Consider the following 19237-nt stretch of genomic DNA (forward strand, 5'->3'; position numbering starts at 1 on the left):
ATGCACGCACGCCTGCTGTACGTGATGGACCCGATGTGTTCATGGTGCTGGGGCTTTGCCCCAGTGCTGCAGTCCCTCACCGAGCAGGCCGCGGCGGCCGGGGTTGGCCTGCAGTTGGTGGTGGGCGGTTTGCGCCGCGATAGCGTGGCCGTCGATGCCGCTGCTCGGGTGCGCTACCTGGGCTACTGGCAAGCGGTGAATGCCAGCACCGGCCAGCTGTTCAACTTCAATGACGGTTTGCCTGAAGGCTTGGTGTACGACACCGAGCCGGCTTGCCGTGCTCTGGTGACCGCGCGCCATCTGGCCCCGGAGTTGGCCTGGCCGCTGGCTCAGTTGATTCAACGCGCGTTTTATACCGAAGGTGCAGACGTCACCCGCGCCAACGTGCTGGTGGAGTTGGCCGAGCGCGCCGGTATTGCGCGCACCGAGTTTGCCGAGGCCTTCGACAGCGCCGAACAGCGTGCCGCCACCGCCGCTGACTTTAGCTGGGCTCAGGGTCTGGGCATTGCCGGCTTTCCAACCTTGTTGGCTGAGCGCAACGGTCAGCTGGCGCTGCTGACCAACGGCTATCAACCGCTTGACGTGCTGCAGCCGTTGCTGGCGCGCTGGTTGGAGCAGGTTACCCATGCCTGATCGTTTGAGCTGGGCGGAAATCCGCCGCCTGGCCTTGCAGCACCGCAAAGCATTGATCTGGGCCAACGTGGTCGCCGTGCTGGCGACCCTGTGCAGCGTGCCGATCCCGCTGTTATTGCCGTTATTGGTTGATGAGGTGCTGCTCAAGGACGGTGACAGCGCGCTCAAAGTCATGAATAACTTCCTGCCGACTGAGTGGGAAACGGCCGCTGGCTATATCGGTCTGATGCTGGTGCTGACCCTGTTTCTGCGCGCTGGCGCGCTGGTTTTCAACGTGCTGCAGGCGCGGCTGTTTGCCCGGCTGTCGAAGGACATTGTCTACCGCATTCGCCTGCGCCTGATTGAGCGGCTCAAGCGTATTTCCCTTGGCGAATACGAAAGCCTCGGTGGCGGCACGGTGACCACGCACCTGGTTACCGATCTGGATACCCTCGACAAATTTGTCGGCGAAACCCTCAGCCGCTTTCTCGTGGCCATGCTGACCCTGGCCGGCACCTCGGCGATCCTGATCTGGATGCACTGGCAGCTGGCACTGTTGATCCTGCTGTTCAACCCCTTGGTGATCTACGCCACGGTGCAGTTGGGCAAACGGGTCAAGCACCTGAAAAAGCTGGAGAACGACAGCACCTCGCGCTTTACCCAGGCGCTGACTGAAACCCTCGAAGCCATTCAGGAAATCCGCGCCGGCAACCGCCAGGGTTTCTTCCTCGGCCGTCTCGGTGGCCGGGCTAAAGAAGTACGCGACTTCGCGGTGAACTCGCAGTGGAAGACCGATGCCTCTAATCGCGCCAGTGGCCTGCTGTTCCAGTTCGGCATTGATGTGTTCCGTGCTGCTGCCATGCTCACTGTGCTGTTTTCTGACCTGTCGATTGGGCAGATGCTCGCGGTATTCAGTTACCTGTGGTTCATGATCGGCCCGGTCGAGCAACTGCTCAGCCTGCAATACGCCTTCTACGCTGCTGGCGGCGCGTTGAGCCGGATCAACGAGCTGTTGGCGCGCAACGACGAGCCGCAATACCCCGGCCGTGTCGACCCGTTCAAGGGGCGCGACACCGTAGGCATTGAGGTCAGCGGGCTGACCTTCGCCTATAACGATGAGCCGGTGCTGGATAAGCTCAACCTGAGCATTGCCCCAGGCGAGAAGGTGGCCATAGTCGGTGCCAGTGGCGGCGGTAAAAGTACCTTGGTGCAACTGCTGCTCGGCCTGTATACGCCGCAGGCCGGGACCATTCGTTTTGGTGGCTGCAGCCAGCAAGAGATTGGCCTGGAAGCCGTGCGCGAGCACGTGGCAGTGGTGTTGCAGCACCCGGCGCTGTTCAACGACACGGTGCGAGCCAACCTGTGCATGGGCCGCGAGCGCCAGGATGAAGCCTGCTGGCGGGCGCTGGAGATAGCCCAGCTGGCCGATACCATTGCTGCCTTGCCGCTAGGCCTGGACAGCATGGTTGGACGCTCCGGGGTGCGCTTGTCAGGTGGTCAGCGCCAACGCTTGGCGATTGCTCGCATGGTCCTGGCCGAGCCGAAAGTGGTGATTCTCGATGAAGCCACCTCGGCGCTGGATGCGGCCACCGAGTACGCCCTGCACCAGGCACTCAACCAGTTCCTGCGCGGCCGCACCACGCTGATCATCGCCCACCGCCTGAGCGCGGTGAAACAAGCCGACCGGGTGCTGGTATTCGACGGCGGCCGCATTGCCGAGGACGGCGGCCATCAACAGCTGATTGCCGACGGCGGGCTGTACGCCAAGTTGTATGGGCATTTGCAGCACTGACAGCTGCGTTGGCAAACAGTCGGATGGATGACGCTTTTTCATCGGCCGGGATACCGTGCGGGTGGATGATGACGCGTCATCGCACCCTATGATGCCTTGTGAGCACAGCACTTTTTGGCTGGCATGGACTAGGCGTCCGCGCCGCTCCTATGGGGCAATACCGACCGTAGGAGCGGGCGATGCCGGCTATTTGTTGTGCGTTTCTATCAGGCCTGGGGCGCAGCGGCCTTACATCTGGCAGCTAAATCAACCGCCTTGTAAATTTATCGTTACGCATGATGGGTGTTTGCAGTTAGTAAACACGCTATTTTCCTGCCTGTAATAAAAACTTGCCGAAAGCTTCAGCCCAGGATGGCAATGAGTGGCGTGAGCCTGCTTGTTAGCCGCGCGGCGCTCGGTTGTTATGAGGTCAATCCGTGCCGTGCGACCAGGCGTCGCAGGGTTGCTCAAAACAACAACGAGGAGGCGCAATGAACGCCGTGAACAAGATCGAACAGCACAACCCCATCGGCACCGACGGTTTCGAGTTTGTTGAATACACCGCACCGACCCCGGAAGGCATTCAGCAGCTGCGCGAGCTGTTCACTGCCATGGGTTTTACCGAAACCGCCAAGCACCGCTCCAAAGAGGTTTGGTTGTTCCAGCAGCACGACATCAACTTCGTGCTCAACGGCAGCCCGACCGGGCATGTGCGTGAGTTCGGCTTGAAACACGGGCCGAGTGCCTGCGCCATGGCCTTCCGCGTGCAGAACGCCGCGCAAGCCGCGGCCTATGTTGAGTCCCAGGGCGCCAAATTGGTTGGTAGTCACGCCAACTTCGGCGAGCTGAATATCCCCTGCGTTGAGGGCATTGGCGGCTCGTTGTTGTACCTGGTCGATCGTTATGGCGACAAGAGCATTTACGACGTCGACTTCGAGTATATCGAGGGACGCACGCCGAACGACAATTCGGTCGGCCTGAAAGAGCTCGATCACCTGACCCACAACGTCAAGCGCGGGCAGATGGATGTCTGGTCGAGCTTCTACGAGCGCATCGCCAACTTCCGCGAAATCCGCTACTTCGATATCGAAGGCAAGCTCACTGGCCTGCTGTCGCGCGCCATGACCGCACCGTGCGGCAAGATCCGCATCCCGATCAACGAGTCGTCCGATGACAAGTCACAGATCGAGGAATTTATCCGCGAGTATCAGGGTGAAGGCATCCAGCACATCGCCCTGAGCAGCGAGGACATTTACGCCACCGTGCGCCAGCTGCGCGCCAATGGCGTGGATTTCATGGTCACCCCCAGCACCTATTTCGACAAGGTCGACAGCCGCGTGGCAGGGCATGGCGAGCCGACCGATGTGTTGCGCGAGCTGAACATCCTGATCGACGGCGCGCCAGGCGATGACGGCATCCTGCTGCAGATTTTCACCAACACGGTAATCGGCCCGATCTTCTTCGAGATCATCCAGCGCAAGGGCAATCAGGGGTTTGGTGAGGGCAACTTCAAGGCGCTGTTCGAGTCCATCGAGGAAGATCAGATCAAACGTGGTGTGATCAAAGCCGAGTGACCAGCAGAGCGTAGGGTGGGTTAGGCGCGTCTATCGTTAGCGCAGGCATAACGCGATTGCGCCGCGCCGTAACCCACCGTTGCGATGTCAATTGAGGCAAATGGTGGGTTACGCGGCGCACATGCAGCGCAGTACCCGCCTCGTTATTGAGCGCCGCTAACCCACCCTACGGTTTTGCTTTGTTCGCCCACAGAGGCGTCGAATCGAGGAGACACCGGCCATGAGCCGTAACTGGATCAGTTTTCCCCTGCGTGAAGGCGAGTGTTCGCGGCAGGCACACTGCGACTTTCCCGAGGGCACTTACGAGCGTGAAATGGGCCGCGAAGGCTTCTTCGGCCCCACCGCGCACCTGCACCACAAGCATCCGCCCACCAGCTGGATCGACTGGCAGGGGCCGCTGCGCCCGCATGCGTTCAACTTCAACGACATTGCCAGCGAGCGTGACTGCCCGCTGGCCGCGCCGCTGACCCTGCATAACAGCGATGTGAAGCTGCGCGTGTGGAAAACCCACGGTGCCATGCGTCATCTGGTGCGTAACGCCGATGGCGATGACCTGCTGTTTATCCATGAGGGGGCGGGGCACTTCTATTGCGACTTCGGCCATTTGAGCTACCGCGACGGCGATTACCTGTTGATTCCGCGCGGTACCGCCTGGCGCATTGAGGCCGGTGAGCCGACCTTTATGCTGCTGATCGAAAGCAGCGACGGTGCCTATCAGCTGCCGGACAAAGGCCTGCTCGGCCCGCAGGCGATCTTCGACCCGGCGGTGCTCGACCATCCGCGTATCGATGACGCCTTCAAGGCCCAGCAGGACGAAAATACCTGGCAAATCAGGATCAAACGGCGCGGCCAGATCAGTACCGTGACCTACCCGTACAACCCGCTGGATGTGGTCGGCTGGCATGGCGACAACACCGTGGTGCGGCTCAACTGGCGTGATATTCGCCCGCTGATGAGCCACCGCTACCACCTGCCGCCGTCGGCGCACACCACCTTTGTCGCCAATGGTTTCGTGATTTGCACCTTCACCCCGCGCCCGATGGAAAGCGACCCCGGCGCGCTGAAAGTGCCGTTCTATCACAACAACGACGACTACGACGAAGTGCTGTTCTACCACCGTGGCAACTTCTTCAGCCGCGACAATATCGAGCAGGGCATGGTCACCCTGCACCCGTGCGGCTTCCCCCACGGCCCGCACCCCAAGGCGCTGAAAAAAGCCCAGGTCGACCCTGCGACCTTTATCGATGAAGTGGCGGTGATGATCGACACCCGCCGTGCCCTGGAAATCGGCGAAGCCGCTGCCGGCGTCGATGTCCCCGAATACGTGAACTCCTGGCGCGCGCCGGGCAAGGAATCCTGATGAAACTAGCATCCCTCAAGCACGGCCGTGACGGCGAACTGGTGGTGGTCTCCCGTGATCTCACTCGGGCAGTCAAAGTGCCAAGCATCGCTGCCACCTTGCAGGCGGCGCTGGATAACTGGGCGCAGGCCAAACCCAAACTGGAAGCGCTGTATCAGCGCTTGAACGACGGTCTGGAAGAGGGCGCATTTACCTTCGATCAGAGCGTTTGCCACAGCCCATTGCCGCGCGCCTATCACTGGGCCGACGGCAGCGCCTATGTCAATCACGTGGAGCTGGTGCGCAAAGCCCGCGGTGCCGAGATCCCGGAAAGCTTCTGGCATGACCCGCTGATGTACCAGGGTGGCTCTGAAAGCTTTATCCCGCCGCACAGCCCGATCCAGATGGCCGATGAGGCCTGGGGCATCGACCTGGAGGCGGAGATCGCGGTGATCACCGATGACGTGCCGATGGGCGCAACCGCCGCCGAGGCCGCCGGGCATATCCAGTTACTGATGCTGGTCAACGATGTGTCGCTGCGCAATCTGATCCCCGGCGAGTTGGCCAAGGGCTTTGGCTTCTACCAGAGCAAACCCTCGTCGAGTTTCTCGCCGGTGGCGATTACCCCAGATGAGCTGGGCGACACCTGGCGTGACGGCAAGGTGCACCGGCCGTTGGTTTCGCATATTAACGGCGCGTTGTTTGGTCAGCCGGATGCCGGCGTGGACATGACCTTCAACTTCCCGACCTTGGTAGCTCACGCCGCCAAGACCCGGCCACTGGGCACTGGCACCATCATCGGCTCCGGCACCGTGTCGAACTACGACCGCAGTGCGGGCTCCAGCTGCCTGGCGGAGAAGCGCATGCTGGAAATCATCGAGAACGGTGAGGCGAAAACCCCGTTCCTCAAATTTGGTGACCGGGTGCGTATCGAAATGTTCGACGCCGCCGGCCACAGCTTGTTCGGCGCGATCGATCAGATCGTAGAAAAGTATGAATCGTAGGATGGGTTGAGGCGCGTAGCGACGATACCCATCGATAGCATTGATGGGTATCGCTGTGCTCAACCTATCCTACGTTGATAGAGGAAATAACGTGCTGACTCTTTATTCATACTGGCGCTCCAGCGCGGCTTACCGCGTGCGCATTGCCCTCAACCTCAAAGGCCTGGCCTATGAGCAGGTGCCGGTGCATCTGGTCAAGGACGGCGGCCAGCAGCACAGTGCCGACTACCAGGCACTGAACCCGCAGCAGTTGTTGCCCTTGTTGGTCGATCAGGGCCACGGCGGGGTACGTATTGCCCAATCGTTGGCGATTCTGGAGTACCTGGACGAGGTGTTCCCCGGCACGCCGCTGCTGCCTCGTGACCCGGCGCAGCGTGCGCAGGTGCGCGCGCTGGCGCTGCATATCGCCTGCGACCTGCACCCGCTGAATAACCTGCGGGTGTTGCAGTACCTCAGCGCTGAGCTGGGCGTCGCCGATACCGCCAAGGATGCCTGGTACCGCCATTGGCTGCACAAGGGCTTGGCTGCAGTCGAAGCCGGCCTGGCGGTATTTAATGATCGCCTGTCACTCGGCGAGCAACCTGGATATTTGGAAGCCTGTCTGATCCCGCAGTTGTATAATGCGCGCCGTTTTAACTGTGACCTTGATGCGTACCCTCGCATTCTCGCCATGGCGGCGCGCTGTGAAACCTTCGAAGCCTTCAAAAAAGCCGCTCCGGAGGTGCAACCCGACGCCGTTTAAGGTGGATTTGCCTTGCCACTCCGTCGCGCCACAAGCGCAGCGGGTTCTATTTCGTCACAGATAAAAACAAGCAGGTGACGCATGACTCGTGAAAAACCGAAAAACCTCTGGCTCTCGCGCTGGGGCTTTATCCTTGCTGCAACCGGCTCCGCTGTGGGCTTGGGCAACATCTGGAAGTTTCCTTACATCACCGGCGAGTACGGCGGTGGTGCGTTTGTATTGATGTACCTGGCCTGCATCCTGGCCATCGGCATCCCGGTGATGATGACCGAGATCGCCATTGGCCGACGCGGCCGTGGCAGCCCCATCGATGCAATCAGTCGGGTGGTTAAAGAGAATGGCGGCAACCCCCTGTGGAAGGCCGTGGGCGGCATGGCCATGCTCGCCGGTTTTATGATTCTGTGTTTCTACGTGGTGGTCGCAGGCTGGGCGTTTGCCTACACGGTGAAAATGCTCGACGGCTCGCTGGCGGCGACCAGTGTCGACGCGCTGGCTGGGGTGTTTGAGGCGCATAACGCCAACCCCTGGCAGCTCGGCGGCTGGAGTGTGCTGGTGGCGTTGCTGACCCTGTGGATCGTCGCCAAAGGCGTGCAGAAAGGCATCGAGAATGCCGTGCGCTGGATGATGCCGGGCCTGGCTGTAATGCTGGTGGTGCTGGTGGGCTACGCCTTTACCAGTGGCGGTTTCAGCGCCGGCTTTGATTTCCTGTTCAGCTTCGATGCCTCGAAAATTACCGGTGAAGCATTGCTGGCTGCCCTGGGCCATGCCTTCTTCACCCTGAGCCTGGCTTCCGGGGCGATCCTCACCTACGGCTCGTACCTGCCGGATGGCCAGTCGGTGGCGCGCACCACCTTCGTGGTGGCGATCTGCGACACCTGTGTGGCGCTGCTGGCGGGTTTGGCGATCTTCCCGATCATCTTCGCCAACGGCATGAGCCCGAGCGCCGGCCCTGGGTTGATCTTTATGAGCCTGCCGTTGGCGTTCCAGCAAATGCCATTCGGCACTGCCTTCGGCGTGCTGTTCTTCGCCATGGTCTCGATTGCCGCACTGACCTCGGCGATTTCCATGATCGAAGCCACGGTGGCCTACCTCAACGAGAAGTACGGCGTCAGCCGCTTCAAGGCCGCGGCTGCTTCCGGCGCGGTGTTGTTGCTGATCAGCCTGCTGGCGATGCTCTCGTTCAACCTGATGGCGGGCTGGACGCCCATGGGCAAGAACTTCTTCGACTGGCTGGATTACCTGACCTCGCGCTGGATGATGCCGCTGGGCGGGATCTTTATGGTGCTGCTGGCCGGTTATGCGCTGCGCAGCGAGATCATGCGCGATGAACTGGGCCTGCCGCCGCTGGGCTACGCCCTGTGGTTGTTTATGGTGCGCTACGTCAGTCCGGTGCTGATCATGGTGGTGTTCCTGCATGCCCTGGGTTGGTTGATGTTTGACCCGGTTGGCCAGTGGTACTGGATTGCCGGGGCCATCGGCCTGCTGGCTGTACTCGGTGAAGTGCTGCGACCGCGAGTCGTGCCGGCGCTCGCCGGGCGTTAAACCGCGATAGCTGAGCTGTAATTGCAAAGGGCGCACGGGCACAAGCCGTGCGCCCTTTTTGCTGCCTGCAGGCTTATATCGTCATAAGCTTGGCGCTTATTTTTTGGCGATAACTCGCCACTCTCGCCAGAGGATCAGCGGAAATTTGCCGATAAGGCGCCTAGCGGCCTCGTCTGAGCGGCGCAATGATCACCTTGATTGATTCGTTAACGGCTTTGGCGCGGGCCATAGCGCTGCCTTACTAGGGTTAACCAGGGCAGAGCAGAGAGCTGGCGCACGGTTTGCAATGCAGCGCGGTTGGGCGGCTCGTTGTCGTTCACCTGTGGGCCTTGGCTGTCATGCTGTTAGCGGGCCGGCTGGATAATAAAAACGGAGTTGTTATGTCTTCTGCTGCTGCGCGTCTATTGGCCGATTTGTCTGTCGGTAAAAAGCTTATGTGTGGTTTCGGCCTGGTGCTGTTGCTCACGGTTGCCGTCATCGGTAGTGGTTTTCTCGCGGTGCAAGCGGTGCTGGATGGGCATGCCAGCACCAGCGGCCTGTCGGCAATCGATGCCCAGGTACTGCAAACGCGGCGTGCCGAGCGCGACTTTGCCCTGCGTCAGAACAGCGATGCGGCCGCCCAGGTGCATGAGCAACTAGACCGTGTGAGTGCAATATTGAGTCAGCAACTGGCTGCCGCTTCCAGTGCCGACCAGGCGCGCTTGAGCAGCATGCAGCAGGCCCTTGATGACTATCGCCGGCAGTTTGATAGTTTTGTCGAGCAACAGAACAAAGCCCGCACGGCGCGCACGCAGATGAGTAAAGCGGCCGGTGAAGCGCGCGATCAGTTTGATGTGATTGAGCTGGACATGTACGACGCCGTGCGCGAGTTACGCCTGGCGGGCGACAAACTGCGCGGCAGTGATCCGCTGACCCTGGCAGAAGCGGCCTCCGGCCTGAGCAAGCGCATGCTCGACCTGCGAGGCTATGAAAGCCAGTACATCATCGACGGCTCGGCCGAGGCCCTGGAAGAATGGGCCTATATCAGCGAAGACCTGCAAACCGTGGCGCGTAGCCTGATGGTCTGGCTTGACGACGACCAGAAACGCTCAATCGAAGCTGCATTGCAGGCCTTGACCCTGTACCAGCAGGCATTCAGCAACTACCAGCAGATGCGCGCGCAGAACCAGCAAAGTGAAACCGCCATGGTTGAGCAGGCCCGCAACGTACTCGCCCTGGTAGAGCAAGCCAAGGTGCAGCAGGAGCAGGCAATGACCACGGATAGCCGCCAGGCCTTGCTGATGCTCGGTGCCATGGGCATTGCTGCGGTGATAGTGGGCATGCTGGCGGCGTTGGTGATTTCCCGTTTGATCGTTACGCCGTTGCAGCGCACCGTGGTGTTTGCCCAGCGCATCGCCGCCGGCGACCTGACCCATGACCTGCCCCAGGATCGCCGCGACGAGCCGGGGCAACTGATGACCGCCATGCAGGTGATGAGTGTCAGCCTGCGTACCTTGGTCGGGCGCATTGGCGGTGGCGTCAGCCAAATTGCCGCCGCTGCCGAGCAATTGTCAGCGATTACCGCGCAGACCAGCGCGGGCGTGCAGAACCAGAAGATGGAAACCGAGCAGACCGCCACCGCCATGCATGAAATGGCCGCCACCGTGCAGGAAGTGGCGCAAAACGCTGAGCAAGCTTCCCAGGCCGCCCGGATGGCCGACCACGAAGCGCAACAGGGTAATCAGGTGGTGCAGCAGACGGTCAGTCAGATTGGTCACCTGGCCACTGAGGTGGAGGAGTCGGCCGAGGCCATTGCCGCGCTGAATCAAGAAAGCGCCCGCATTGGCAGTGTACTGGAGGTGATTCGCAACGTGGCCGAACAGACCAATCTGCTCGCGCTGAACGCCGCCATTGAGGCCGCGCGCGCTGGTGAGCAGGGCCGTGGTTTTGCCGTGGTGGCCGATGAAGTGCGAGCCCTGGCCAAGCGTTCGCAAGATTCCACCGAGGAAATCGAAGGGCTGATCGCCAGCCTGCAGCACCTGGCTAAGGGCGCAGTGGATAAAATGGACAGCAGCCGCAACCTGACTCAGCGCACGGTGACGCTGGCCGGTGAGGCCGGTGCCGCCCTAGGGCGCATCACCCAGGCGGTGAGCACCATCGAGCAGATGAACCTGCAGATTGCCGCAGCCGCCGAAGAGCAGAGTGCGGTGGCTGAAACCATCAGCGAAAGCGTGACGCGGGTGCGGGATATCGGCGAGCAAAGCGCGACAGCCAGCCAGCAGACCGCCGTCTCCAGCGCCGAGCTGGCACGTCTTGGCGTGGAGCTGCAGGGCATGGTTGCGCAGTTCCGCAGCTGAGTGTGCGGCGGGCCGGCTGCTATTAAGTGGCCGGTAAAGCCCGGCGCTATGGCGCGCGGCTGTTGGCCAGCGGCGCTCTGCGCAGCTCTTCTGCCCAGGCCAGGAGCGGCACCTGCACTTCGGGCTGCCAGGTGCGTGCCCACAGCAACTGTAGGCGTGAGAGGTCGCCGCGCTCAGTGGGCAGGCGCTGAATCTCGTCATGCAGGCGCCATTGGCCGTTTTCCAGGGTGGCGAAGTCGAAACGGAACGGGTGAAAACCGGTCATGCCCAGGCGGATATCGGTGACCACCAATTGTTCGCCCAGCTGGTCGTAACGCAACACACCGTTGGTAAACCAGGCCAGGCGCGCATGCGCCGGCGAGTCAGCCAGGGCGGCGGCCAGGTGTGTGCCACGGGGAATGCGCTGCAGTTGCGGCGCGGCATCGTCGAACCAGCTGACCAACGTCTCGTGGTAGCTCTCGCCATCCAGCACGATCACCCGCCACAACAGGCTATTGAACGGCGTCGGCGTACTGAACAGCTGCTGCGCCTGAATACCTTGTCGCGCCAGTTCGGCTTCTACCCGCTGTTCGGCCATGTATTTGCCGCCCAGGGTAGAACCCAGATACAGCGTTGAAAGCAGCAGCGCCCACGCCGGGGCTTTGGCTGTTTTGTCGCGCAAGCCAAACAACAGCCCCAGCGCCACGGCGAGGCACAACGGCACGGTGAACAGCGGATCAATAATAAAGATGCTCGACCAAGCCGTAGGGGTGGGCGTGAGTGGCCAGAGCAGTTGTGTGCCATAGCTGGTGAAACTGTCGAGTAGCGGATGAGTAATCAGTACCAGCCATATCGTTAGGAACAGGCGTTGTGCTGAGTAACCGGGGTTATGCCTAAAGCGCCGCGTCAGCCAGCTCAGCAGCAGGGCCAGGCCCGTGAGGACAAACAGCGAATGGCTGAAACCACGGTGGTAGGTCATGTCGGCAACGGCGTCGCCGTAATCGATGACCACATCCAGGTCTGGCAAGGTGCCGAGCATAGCGCCATACAGCAGCGCCTTGCGGCCTTGCCAGCGGCCGAGTAGCGCGCCCTGAATGCTGGCACCGAGTACCGCCTGGGTTATCGAGTCCATGCCTGATACCTGAATTGAACAGATGGTTAAATTAGCCGACTGACCTGGTTTTGGCTGCGATTAATGTTCAAGCAAAGGTTTCAGCTGAGTCGGCGGCGCAACGCCTAGGCAGCAGGTGCTTTAAAAGGACGCGAGGATGCGCCCGAGCACGCTCATGGCCTGCTCGCTTTGTGCGTCCCAGGGGTGTCCATAATTGAGCCGGGCGCAGTTGCCGAAGCGCCGGGTGGCCGAGAAGATTGGCCCCGGTGCCAGGCTGATGCCCTGGGCCAGGGCCAGTTGGAACAGGCGCAGCGCATCAACCTGCTGAGGGAACTCAAACCAGAGAAAATAACCGCCACTGGGCCGGGTAACCTTGGTGCTGGCGGGGAAGTGCCGCGCCGCTGAGGCCAGCATTGATGCCTGCTGGGCCTCTAACGCATGGCGTAGCTTGCGCAGGTGGCGGTCATAGCCGCCGTGTTGCAGGTAATCGGCCAGTGCCGCCTGGGCGGGTACCGAGGGTGAAATGGTGGTCATCAGCTTGAGCCGGCTGATCTGCTCGGCATAACGCCCGCCGGCCACCCAGCCGACCCGGTAACCGGGGGCCAGGCATTTGGAAAACGAGCCGCAGTGCATTACCAGACCGTCATGGTCGAAGCTCTTAACCGGCTTGGGCGGCTGGCTGCCGAAGTACAGCTCGGCGTACACGTCATCTTCGATCAGCGGCACCTGGTGGCGCTGCAGCAGCTGATACAGCGCTTCTTTTTTGCTGTCGCTCATGCTCGCGCCCAGCGGGTTTTGCAGGCTGCTCATAAACCAGCAGGCCTTGATCGGCAGGTTCGCCAGGCGCTCAGCCAACAGGTCGAGGTCGATGCCTTCACGTGGATGAACCGGAATCTCCACGGCCTTGAGCTTCAGACGTTCGAGTACCTGCAGGGTGGCGTAGAACGCCGGTGCTTCGATGGCCACTAGGTCGCCGGGCTGGGTCACTGTTTGCAGGCAGAGGTTGAGCGCTTCCATGGCGCCACTGGTGATCACCAGTTCTTCTAGCGGCAGCATCACGCCGCTGACCATATAGCGCAGGGCAATTTGCCTGCGCAGGTTGGGATTGCCCTCGGTCATGTCGGCGATCACCGCCTGCGGCTGCATATCGCGCAGGCTCTTGGCCATCGAGCGAGCCAGGCGCGGCAGGGGAAACAGCTGCGGGCTCGGGAAGGCCGAACCGAATGGCACGGTGTCGGGGTTTTTCAAGGAGGCCAGCACCGAGAACACCAGCTCACTGACATCCACTTCGGTGGTCTGCGTCGGCTGCGGGCTGGTTTCCGGCTCGGCCAGCGAGTGCCGCGCCAGTTCGCGGACGAAATAGCCGGAGCGGGCGCGGGCCTGGATCAGGCCGCGGTCTTCCAGCAGGTAGTAAGCCTGGAACACCGTGGACGGGCTCACCCCATAGGTGCGGCTGGCGTGGCGCACCGACGGCACCCGCTCGCCAGGGGCCAATACGCCAGTGCGTATCAGTTCGGCAATCTGCTCGGCGAATTTCTCGTAGCGTTTCATCGTGTCCATCGGTGCGCTGAGTGATCCTGCGCACTTTACGAGGACTTGCTTGGCCATGCGACTGTCAGCGCCCGCGTGGCGAGAGAAAGGTACTCTTGGTGTGTGCCTGTTCGCTGGCATCGCTGAGGTTGTGGATCGCAAAGCGCACCGGCCTGGCTCCCGTTTTGGCCTGTTGATTTTCCAGCACCAGGGTCACGGGTACATCGAGAATTTCACCGGGGTTAAGCAGCAACTGATGCGGTGCGTCTAGGCGCAAACCGGGGCTGTCAAGCAGGGTCAGGCCATAGCGTTGTGGCTGCTGGGTCTTGTTGATGACCTTGAGCAGGTAGGTGTTCTCGATTTGCCCAAGCGCGTTTTCGCGGAACATGCTGCGATCCTTGGCCGAATCGATGGACAGCATCGTGCGCGCGCTCAAGGCCCAGACGAAAGCGGCAAGCATCAGCAGCAGAGCAATGCCGTAGCCAATCAGCCGTGGGCGCAGGCGTTGGGTTTTGCCACCTTGTAACTCGCGCTCGGAGTGATAACCGACCAGCCCTCTGGCATAGCCCATTTTGTCCATGATCGAGTCGCAGGCATCGATGCAGGCACCGCAACTGATGCAGTCGATCTGCAGGCCGTCGCGGATATCGATGCCGGTCGGGCAGACCTGCACGCAGATCTGGCAGTCGATGCAGTCGCCCAGGCCCTCAGCCTTATAGTCGCTGTCTTTCTTACGCGGGCCACGGCCTTCGCCGCGTTTGGCGTCGTAGGCCACCAGCAGGGTGTCGTCATCGAACATCGCACTCTGAAAACGCGAATACGGGCACATGTGCACACAGACTTTCTCACGTAGCCAACCAGCGTTGAGGTAGGTGGCTGCCATAAAAAACAGCACCCACACTAGCGTGCCACCGTCCAATTGCAGGTGCAGCAGGTCGCCGGCCATGTCACGGATCGGCGTGAAGTAGCCGATAAAGGTCACGGCTGTGAGCAAGCTAACGCCCAGCCAGATGCTGTGCTTGGCGCTGCGCCGCAGCAGCTTGTGCAATGACCAGGGCGCCGCATCCAGTTTGATCCGTTGGTGGCGCTCACCTTCGGTGACTTTCTCCGCCCACATAAACACCCAGGTCCACACGCTTTGCGGGCAGGTGTAGCCACACCAGACACGCCCGGCCACCACGGTGATGGTGAATAAGCCGAAGGCAGCGATGATCAGCAGCGCCGAGAGCAAGATGAAGTCCTGCGGCCAGAAGGTCGCGCCAAAGATGTAGTAGCGATGCTCGGCGAGGTTCCACAGCACGGCCTGGCGACCGTCCCAGTCGAGCCAGGCAGTGCCGAAGAAAATCAGAAACAACAGACCTGCACCGTACAGGCGCAGGTTGCGGTAAAGGCCAGTGAAACTGCGGGTGTGAATCGGCCCGCCAGCCTGGGACGGGGTCAGGCGGATCGGTTGGCGCGTGTCGATGGTCTCGATGATTTGCGCGGGTATGCGTTGGCTCATTAGTGGCCTCGTCGGGCTTTATCAGGCGAGGCGCACTATGCGAGCAAGGCTGTTTGGATAACAGACTCAGGTTTTCAAATAAAAAGCGGATCAGAATGCGGGGCAGGCCATGCGGAATGTGGCGGGTAGGTCGCCCGGAAGGCGTTGGCGGCCTAATCGGCTACCAGCAGCCATCGTCTGCTGATAGCCAATGTTCTAGGGTGTGTGAGTGGCCGCTCTGCTCATCACCACTAAATTCACGCACAGGCCACTGTCGGTGTTCACAAACTCGAGTGCGCCACCGCAGCGCTCAGCGATAGCGTTGACGATTGAAAGGCCCAGGCCGCTGCCGTCACCGGGAGAGTTGCGCCAGAAGCGCTCGGTCAGCTGGGGGATTTTCTCGGCGGCCACCCCAGGTCCCGAGTCCTGCACGCTAAAGCAGACGTGCTCCCCGCGAAACTGCACGCGCAAACTGACAGCACTACCCGCGCAGTTATGTCGCTGGGCGTTGTCCAGCAGGTTGCGTAAGGCGGCGATGGCCAAGCTCGGCGGCATCGTCAGCAAACGCTGGGCGCTGGCATCGAACAGGTGCAGTTCGATGGCCTGCTGGCCCGGCTGTTGGGCGTCACTGATGGCCATCTTGGCCACTTGTGCCGCGCTGTATTGCAGGGTTTCGTCAAACGGCAGGCGGCCTTCCACGCGTGCCAATAGCAATAGCTGCTCCAGGGTCTGGTGCAGGCGGTCAGTGCCGGCTTCGGCCTGCGCCAATGCCTGACGGGCGGTGGCGCCTTCCGTCATGCTGGCCACCTGCAGGTGGGTTTTGATCGCTGTCAGCGGGCTGCGTAACTCATGGGCGGCATCATCGGTCAGCCGGCGTTCACGCTCGATCGCCTGGGCGATGCGCTGAAATAGCTGATTCTGGGTTGCCACCAGCGGTTGCAGTTCTTGCGGCAGGCCTTCGACATGCAGCGCTTCGATGCTGTCGGCGCTGCGCTGAGCCAGTGCCTGACGAATGCGCCGTAAGGGCGACAGTTCACGGCTAAGGCCAAACCAGAGCACCAGCAAACTGCCGATTAACGCGAGCAGCACCGGCGCTGCAGCCGCCAGTAAGATCGAGTGCTTGAGAGTGTCGCGTTCGTCCAGGCGGTCTGCGGTGGTCACGCGCATGTCACCTTCGATCAAGGTGAAGGTGCGCCAGGTGACGCCGTCAATATTGCGCTCATGGAAGCCCTTATCCTGCACGCCCAGGGCACTGCCCGGCGCGGCGCGGCTGCTGGCGAGAATCTCGCCACGCACTGAGCTGATCTGGCAGGCAATGCCTTCGGGCATGCCCAGCTGTTCTGTACTGAGCGCCGGCCCGCCCTCGGTTTGCTGCAATTGCGGCAGTTGTAAGAGCAACCCAGAAACCATGCGCGCTGAAGATGCCAGGCGTTGATCGAGGGTCAACATCAGCTGGTTGCGCAGGTCGAACAGCATCCACACAGCGGCCAGTGACCAGAGCAGCACAAAGGCCGAGCCGAGAATCAGGGTCAGGCGTAGACGCAGGCTCATGACGGGCTTTCCTCGCTATGGCCGGCGGGGCCGAGGCGATAACCCAGGCCGCGCACTGTCTCAACGATGCCGCTGCCTAACTTGCGCCGCAAATGGTGAATATGCACATTGAGGGCATTGCTCTCGACCTCGCCGTCAAGGCCGTAGACCGCGTCCTTGAGCTGTTCGCCGCTGAGCACCCGGCGAGGGTTGTGCAACAGCGCTTGCAGCAGTACCTGCTCGCGGCGCGACAGGTCGATCGGCTGTTCATGCAAAAAAGCCTGGCAAGCCACCGGGTCGTAGCGCAGTGGACCATGTTCGACCAGTGAGCTGGCACGCCCGGCCGCGCGGCGCAGCAAGGCATGCAGGCGGGCGGCGAGTTCACGCAGGTCGAAGGGTTTGACCAGGTAATCGTCAGCCCCCTCCTGTAGCCCCGACACGCGGTCGGCTACCGAGTCGCGGGCTGTCAGCAACAACACGGGCAAGCTCATCCCGCGCTGGCGCAGGCGACGCAGCAGGCTTAAACCGTCTTCATCCGGTAGGCCCAGATCCAGCACCCATGCGTCGAACTGCACCGAGCGCAGCAGTGCTTCGGCCTCAGCTGCTGTAGCGGCATGCATCACGCGAAAGCCCTGGGCGGTGAGCCCGGCCACGACACCACTGGCAATCAGGGGGTTATCTTCAGTTAGCAATATGTACATGGAGCCGATCCGTAGGAAGGCGGGCAGTATCCAGCAGCAGGATTAAGTCAGGGTTACTGCGGGGCGTGGAATGATAACGGCTGAGGGTGGGTAATTGCGCAGACTTGACCACCCGTTTGCATCGGATTTGACCATCACGCTGCGTGGCTATGACCAGCAAAGAACGATTCATAGTTGCCGGTAGCGACAGGCAGAAATCGGCCAAAAGCGGTCACCTTGCGACTACGAATTCTGGGGCGATTCAACAGCCTAGGTACACAAAACCATCAATGCCTGATGCAGTTGGCCCCTCGATGAAGACATCCGGGGGCTGGACTGCATAGGCGCGCTCCCAGCTGATCCAGAAGTGCATACATGCAGGAATGCAGAGCTATATATTGACATATATGAATATTGCGAATAATCTGGGTTCGTAAACCACCCTAGGCGCCTCAGGAGGTACCCCATGAAAAATTCCAGCGATACCCATCCGAATCACCTTCCCGACAGCAGCTACGGCCTGTTTATTGACAACCAGTGGGTTTCTGGCGAATACGGTGAAACCCTCGACATTATCAATCCCGCCAACGGAAAAATTCTCACCAATATCCCAAACGCCACAGCTGCCGACGTCGACCGCGCGGTGCAGGCCGCACAGCGCGCCTTCGTGACCTGGCGTACCACCTCACCAGCGGAACGCGCCAATGCGTTATTGAAGATCGCCGACCTGCTGGAAGCCGATGCCGATCGGTTCGCGGTTCTGGAAACCCTTGATGTAGGTAAACCCATTCGTGAAAGTCGCTCCGTCGACATCCCGCTGGCGATTGATCACTTCCGCTATTTCGCCGGCGCAATCCGCAGCCAATCGGATGAGGCAGTCATGCTGGATGAGCAAACACTCAGCATCGCTCTCAGTGAACCCCTCGGCGTCGTGGGCCAAGTGATTCCGTGGAACTTCCCGCTTCTTATGGCCGCCTGGAAGATCGCTCCTGCCATCGCGGCGGGTAACACCGTAGTCATCAAACCTTCCGAGCTAACCCCGGTAACCATCCTTGAACTGGCGAAAATCTTTGCCAAGGTACTTCCGGCCGGCGTGGTCAACATCGTCACAGGCTTAGGCACCACAGTTGGCCAGGCGTTACTGGATCATCCAGACCTGCGCAAGCTTGCCTTCACTGGCTCGACGCGTGTCGGCGAACTCGTCGCCAATGCGGCAGCGAAGAAAATCATTCCCGCAACCCTCGAACTGGGCGGCAAGTCAGCCAACATCGTTTTCCCCGATGCGAACTGGGACAAGGCCGTGGAAGGCGCAGTGCTCGCCATCCTGTGGAACCAAGGTCAAGTCTGCGAATCCGGCGCACGGCTGTTCGTTCACGAGTCCATCTACGAGCGATTCCTGGCTGAGCTCAAGCATAAGTTCGAAGCTGTGCGTGTGGGTGACCCATTGAACCCGGACACCATGATGGGCGCACAGGTCAGCAAAACCCAGATGGAACGGATCCTCGGCTACGTCGATATCGCCAAACAGGAAGGTGCCGAGGTACTGATCGGCGGCGGTCGTCTTACAGGTGCCGATTACGATGCCGGCTTCTTCATCCAGCCAACGATTTTGGTCGGTGTTCGCAACGATATGCGCGTCGCCTACGAGGAAATTTTCGGCCCAGTTCTGTGCGTCATTCCTTTCAAGGATGAAGCGGAGGTCATCGCCATGGCCAACGACTCCGAGTACGGCCTAGCGGGTGCAGTCTGGACCCAAGACATCAACCGGGCATTGCGTGTGGCACGCGCGGTGGAAACCGGACGTATGTGGGTAAATACCTACCATGAGATCCCTGCTCACGCCCCCTTTGGTGGCTATAAGAAATCTGGCCTAGGACGGGAAACTCACAAGTCAATGCTGGAAGCCTACAGCCAGAAGAAGAACATTTACGTCAGCCTCAACGAAGCACCGCTCGGGCTCTTCTGACCTCGTTGATCCATGTTTTTTAGCCTATAACATCGAATATT

At 60.8% G+C, this 19237-nt stretch carries 14 protein-coding genes; 9 read left to right on the top strand and 5 right to left on the bottom strand.

Annotation, left to right across the window (positions count from 1 at the left end; all coding sequences use genetic code 11):
- From Q0V31_RS14505 to Q0V31_RS14540, 8 genes are all read left to right on the top strand, one after another.
- Complete coding sequence (locus Q0V31_RS14505) at positions 1–633, top strand: DsbA family protein (RefSeq protein WP_298188556.1); 633 nt, start codon at positions 1–3, stop codon at positions 631–633.
- Complete coding sequence (locus Q0V31_RS14510) at positions 626–2404, top strand: ABC transporter ATP-binding protein (protein WP_298188559.1); 1779 nt, start codon at positions 626–628, stop codon at positions 2402–2404. Before Q0V31_RS14505 ends, Q0V31_RS14510 begins: the two co-directional genes overlap by 8 nt.
- A 470-nt stretch (positions 2405–2874) precedes the next feature.
- The gene (hppD, locus tag Q0V31_RS14515) at positions 2875–3957 is read left to right on the top strand and encodes a 4-hydroxyphenylpyruvate dioxygenase (protein WP_298188562.1); all 1083 of its coding nucleotides are present in this window, start codon (positions 2875–2877) and stop codon (positions 3955–3957) included.
- Positions 3958–4177: 220 nt separating this feature from the next.
- Positions 4178–5317, top strand: a complete 1140-nt coding sequence (locus tag Q0V31_RS14520; RefSeq protein ID WP_298188566.1) for a homogentisate 1,2-dioxygenase — start codon at positions 4178–4180, stop codon at positions 5315–5317.
- Positions 5317–6300, top strand: coding sequence for a fumarylacetoacetate hydrolase family protein (locus Q0V31_RS14525; RefSeq protein WP_298188569.1), 984 nt, complete (start codon positions 5317–5319; stop codon positions 6298–6300). Before Q0V31_RS14520 ends, Q0V31_RS14525 begins: the two co-directional genes overlap by 1 nt.
- 91 nt (positions 6301–6391) lie before the next feature.
- Complete coding sequence (gene maiA, locus Q0V31_RS14530) at positions 6392–7042, top strand: maleylacetoacetate isomerase (protein WP_298188571.1); 651 nt, start codon at positions 6392–6394, stop codon at positions 7040–7042.
- An 81-nt stretch (positions 7043–7123) separates the two neighbouring features.
- Complete coding sequence (locus tag Q0V31_RS14535; RefSeq protein ID WP_298188574.1) at positions 7124–8584, top strand: sodium-dependent transporter; 1461 nt, start codon at positions 7124–7126, stop codon at positions 8582–8584.
- A gap of 380 nt (positions 8585–8964) precedes the next feature.
- The gene (locus tag Q0V31_RS14540) at positions 8965–10920 is read left to right on the top strand and encodes a methyl-accepting chemotaxis protein (RefSeq protein WP_298188576.1); all 1956 of its coding nucleotides are present in this window, start codon (positions 8965–8967) and stop codon (positions 10918–10920) included.
- Positions 10921–10966: 46 nt separating this feature from the next.
- Here the strand turns inward: Q0V31_RS14540 and Q0V31_RS14545 are convergent, their stop codons facing one another.
- The 5 genes from Q0V31_RS14545 to Q0V31_RS14565 form a co-directional block, all read right to left on the bottom strand.
- On the bottom strand, positions 10967–12031 hold the full coding sequence (locus tag Q0V31_RS14545; protein WP_298188581.1) for a metal-dependent hydrolase: 1065 nt from the start codon (positions 12029–12031) through the stop codon (positions 10967–10969).
- Between the two features lie 120 nt (positions 12032–12151).
- A complete protein-coding gene (gene mapR, locus Q0V31_RS14550) occupies positions 12152–13561 on the bottom strand; it encodes a GntR family transcriptional regulator MpaR (RefSeq protein ID WP_298191080.1) in 1410 nt (469 codons plus the stop codon).
- 64 nt (positions 13562–13625) lie between these two features.
- Entirely contained in the window at positions 13626–15041 is a 1416-nt protein-coding gene (gene ccoG / locus Q0V31_RS14555; protein WP_298188583.1) for a cytochrome c oxidase accessory protein CcoG, read from the bottom strand.
- A gap of 195 nt (positions 15042–15236) precedes the next feature.
- Positions 15237–16571 carry an ATP-binding protein gene (locus Q0V31_RS14560; protein ID WP_298188585.1) on the bottom strand — a complete coding sequence of 445 codons (1335 nt, stop codon included), beginning with the start codon at positions 16569–16571 and terminating at the stop codon, positions 15237–15239.
- A complete protein-coding gene (locus Q0V31_RS14565; RefSeq protein WP_298188587.1) occupies positions 16568–17251 on the bottom strand; it encodes a response regulator transcription factor in 684 nt (227 codons plus the stop codon). The genes Q0V31_RS14560 and Q0V31_RS14565 overlap by 4 nt, the downstream gene beginning before the upstream one ends.
- 445 nt (positions 17252–17696) lie before the next feature.
- On the opposite strand from Q0V31_RS14565, the gene Q0V31_RS14570 reads away from it, so the two are divergent.
- Positions 17697–19196 carry an aldehyde dehydrogenase family protein gene (locus Q0V31_RS14570; RefSeq protein WP_298188589.1) on the top strand — a complete coding sequence of 500 codons (1500 nt, stop codon included), beginning with the start codon at positions 17697–17699 and terminating at the stop codon, positions 19194–19196.
- Positions 19197–19237: the final 41 nt, after the last annotated feature.

It is taken from the genome of uncultured Pseudomonas sp. (genome assembly GCF_943846705.1).
In the GTDB taxonomy this organism is placed as follows: domain Bacteria; phylum Pseudomonadota; class Gammaproteobacteria; order Pseudomonadales; family Pseudomonadaceae; genus Aquipseudomonas.

Bases quoted from the DNA above. Each gene is read 5' to 3' on its own strand.
- Q0V31_RS14535 (WP_298188574.1), top strand. From the start codon at position 7,124: ATGACTCGTGAAAAACCGAAAAACCTCTGGCTCTCGCGCTGGGGCTTT.
- ccoG (WP_298188583.1), bottom strand. From the start codon at position 15,041: ATGAGCCAACGCATACCCGCGCAAATCATCGAGACCATCGACACGCGC.
- hppD (WP_298188562.1), top strand. From the start codon at position 2,875: ATGAACGCCGTGAACAAGATCGAACAGCACAACCCCATCGGCACCGAC.
- Q0V31_RS14505 (WP_298188556.1), top strand. From the start codon at position 1: ATGCACGCACGCCTGCTGTACGTGATGGACCCGATGTGTTCATGGTGC.
- Q0V31_RS14545 (WP_298188581.1), bottom strand. From the start codon at position 12,031: ATGGACTCGATAACCCAGGCGGTACTCGGTGCCAGCATTCAGGGCGCG.
- Q0V31_RS14570 (WP_298188589.1), top strand. From the start codon at position 17,697: ATGAAAAATTCCAGCGATACCCATCCGAATCACCTTCCCGACAGCAGC.
- Q0V31_RS14520 (WP_298188566.1), top strand. From the start codon at position 4,178: ATGAGCCGTAACTGGATCAGTTTTCCCCTGCGTGAAGGCGAGTGTTCG.
- Q0V31_RS14565 (WP_298188587.1), bottom strand. From the start codon at position 17,251: ATGTACATATTGCTAACTGAAGATAACCCCCTGATTGCCAGTGGTGTC.
- mapR (WP_298191080.1), bottom strand. From the start codon at position 13,561: ATGAAACGCTACGAGAAATTCGCCGAGCAGATTGCCGAACTGATACGC.
- Q0V31_RS14540 (WP_298188576.1), top strand. From the start codon at position 8,965: ATGTCTTCTGCTGCTGCGCGTCTATTGGCCGATTTGTCTGTCGGTAAA.
- Q0V31_RS14525 (WP_298188569.1), top strand. From the start codon at position 5,317: ATGAAACTAGCATCCCTCAAGCACGGCCGTGACGGCGAACTGGTGGTG.
- Q0V31_RS14560 (WP_298188585.1), bottom strand. From the start codon at position 16,571: ATGAGCCTGCGTCTACGCCTGACCCTGATTCTCGGCTCGGCCTTTGTG.
- Q0V31_RS14510 (WP_298188559.1), top strand. From the start codon at position 626: ATGCCTGATCGTTTGAGCTGGGCGGAAATCCGCCGCCTGGCCTTGCAG.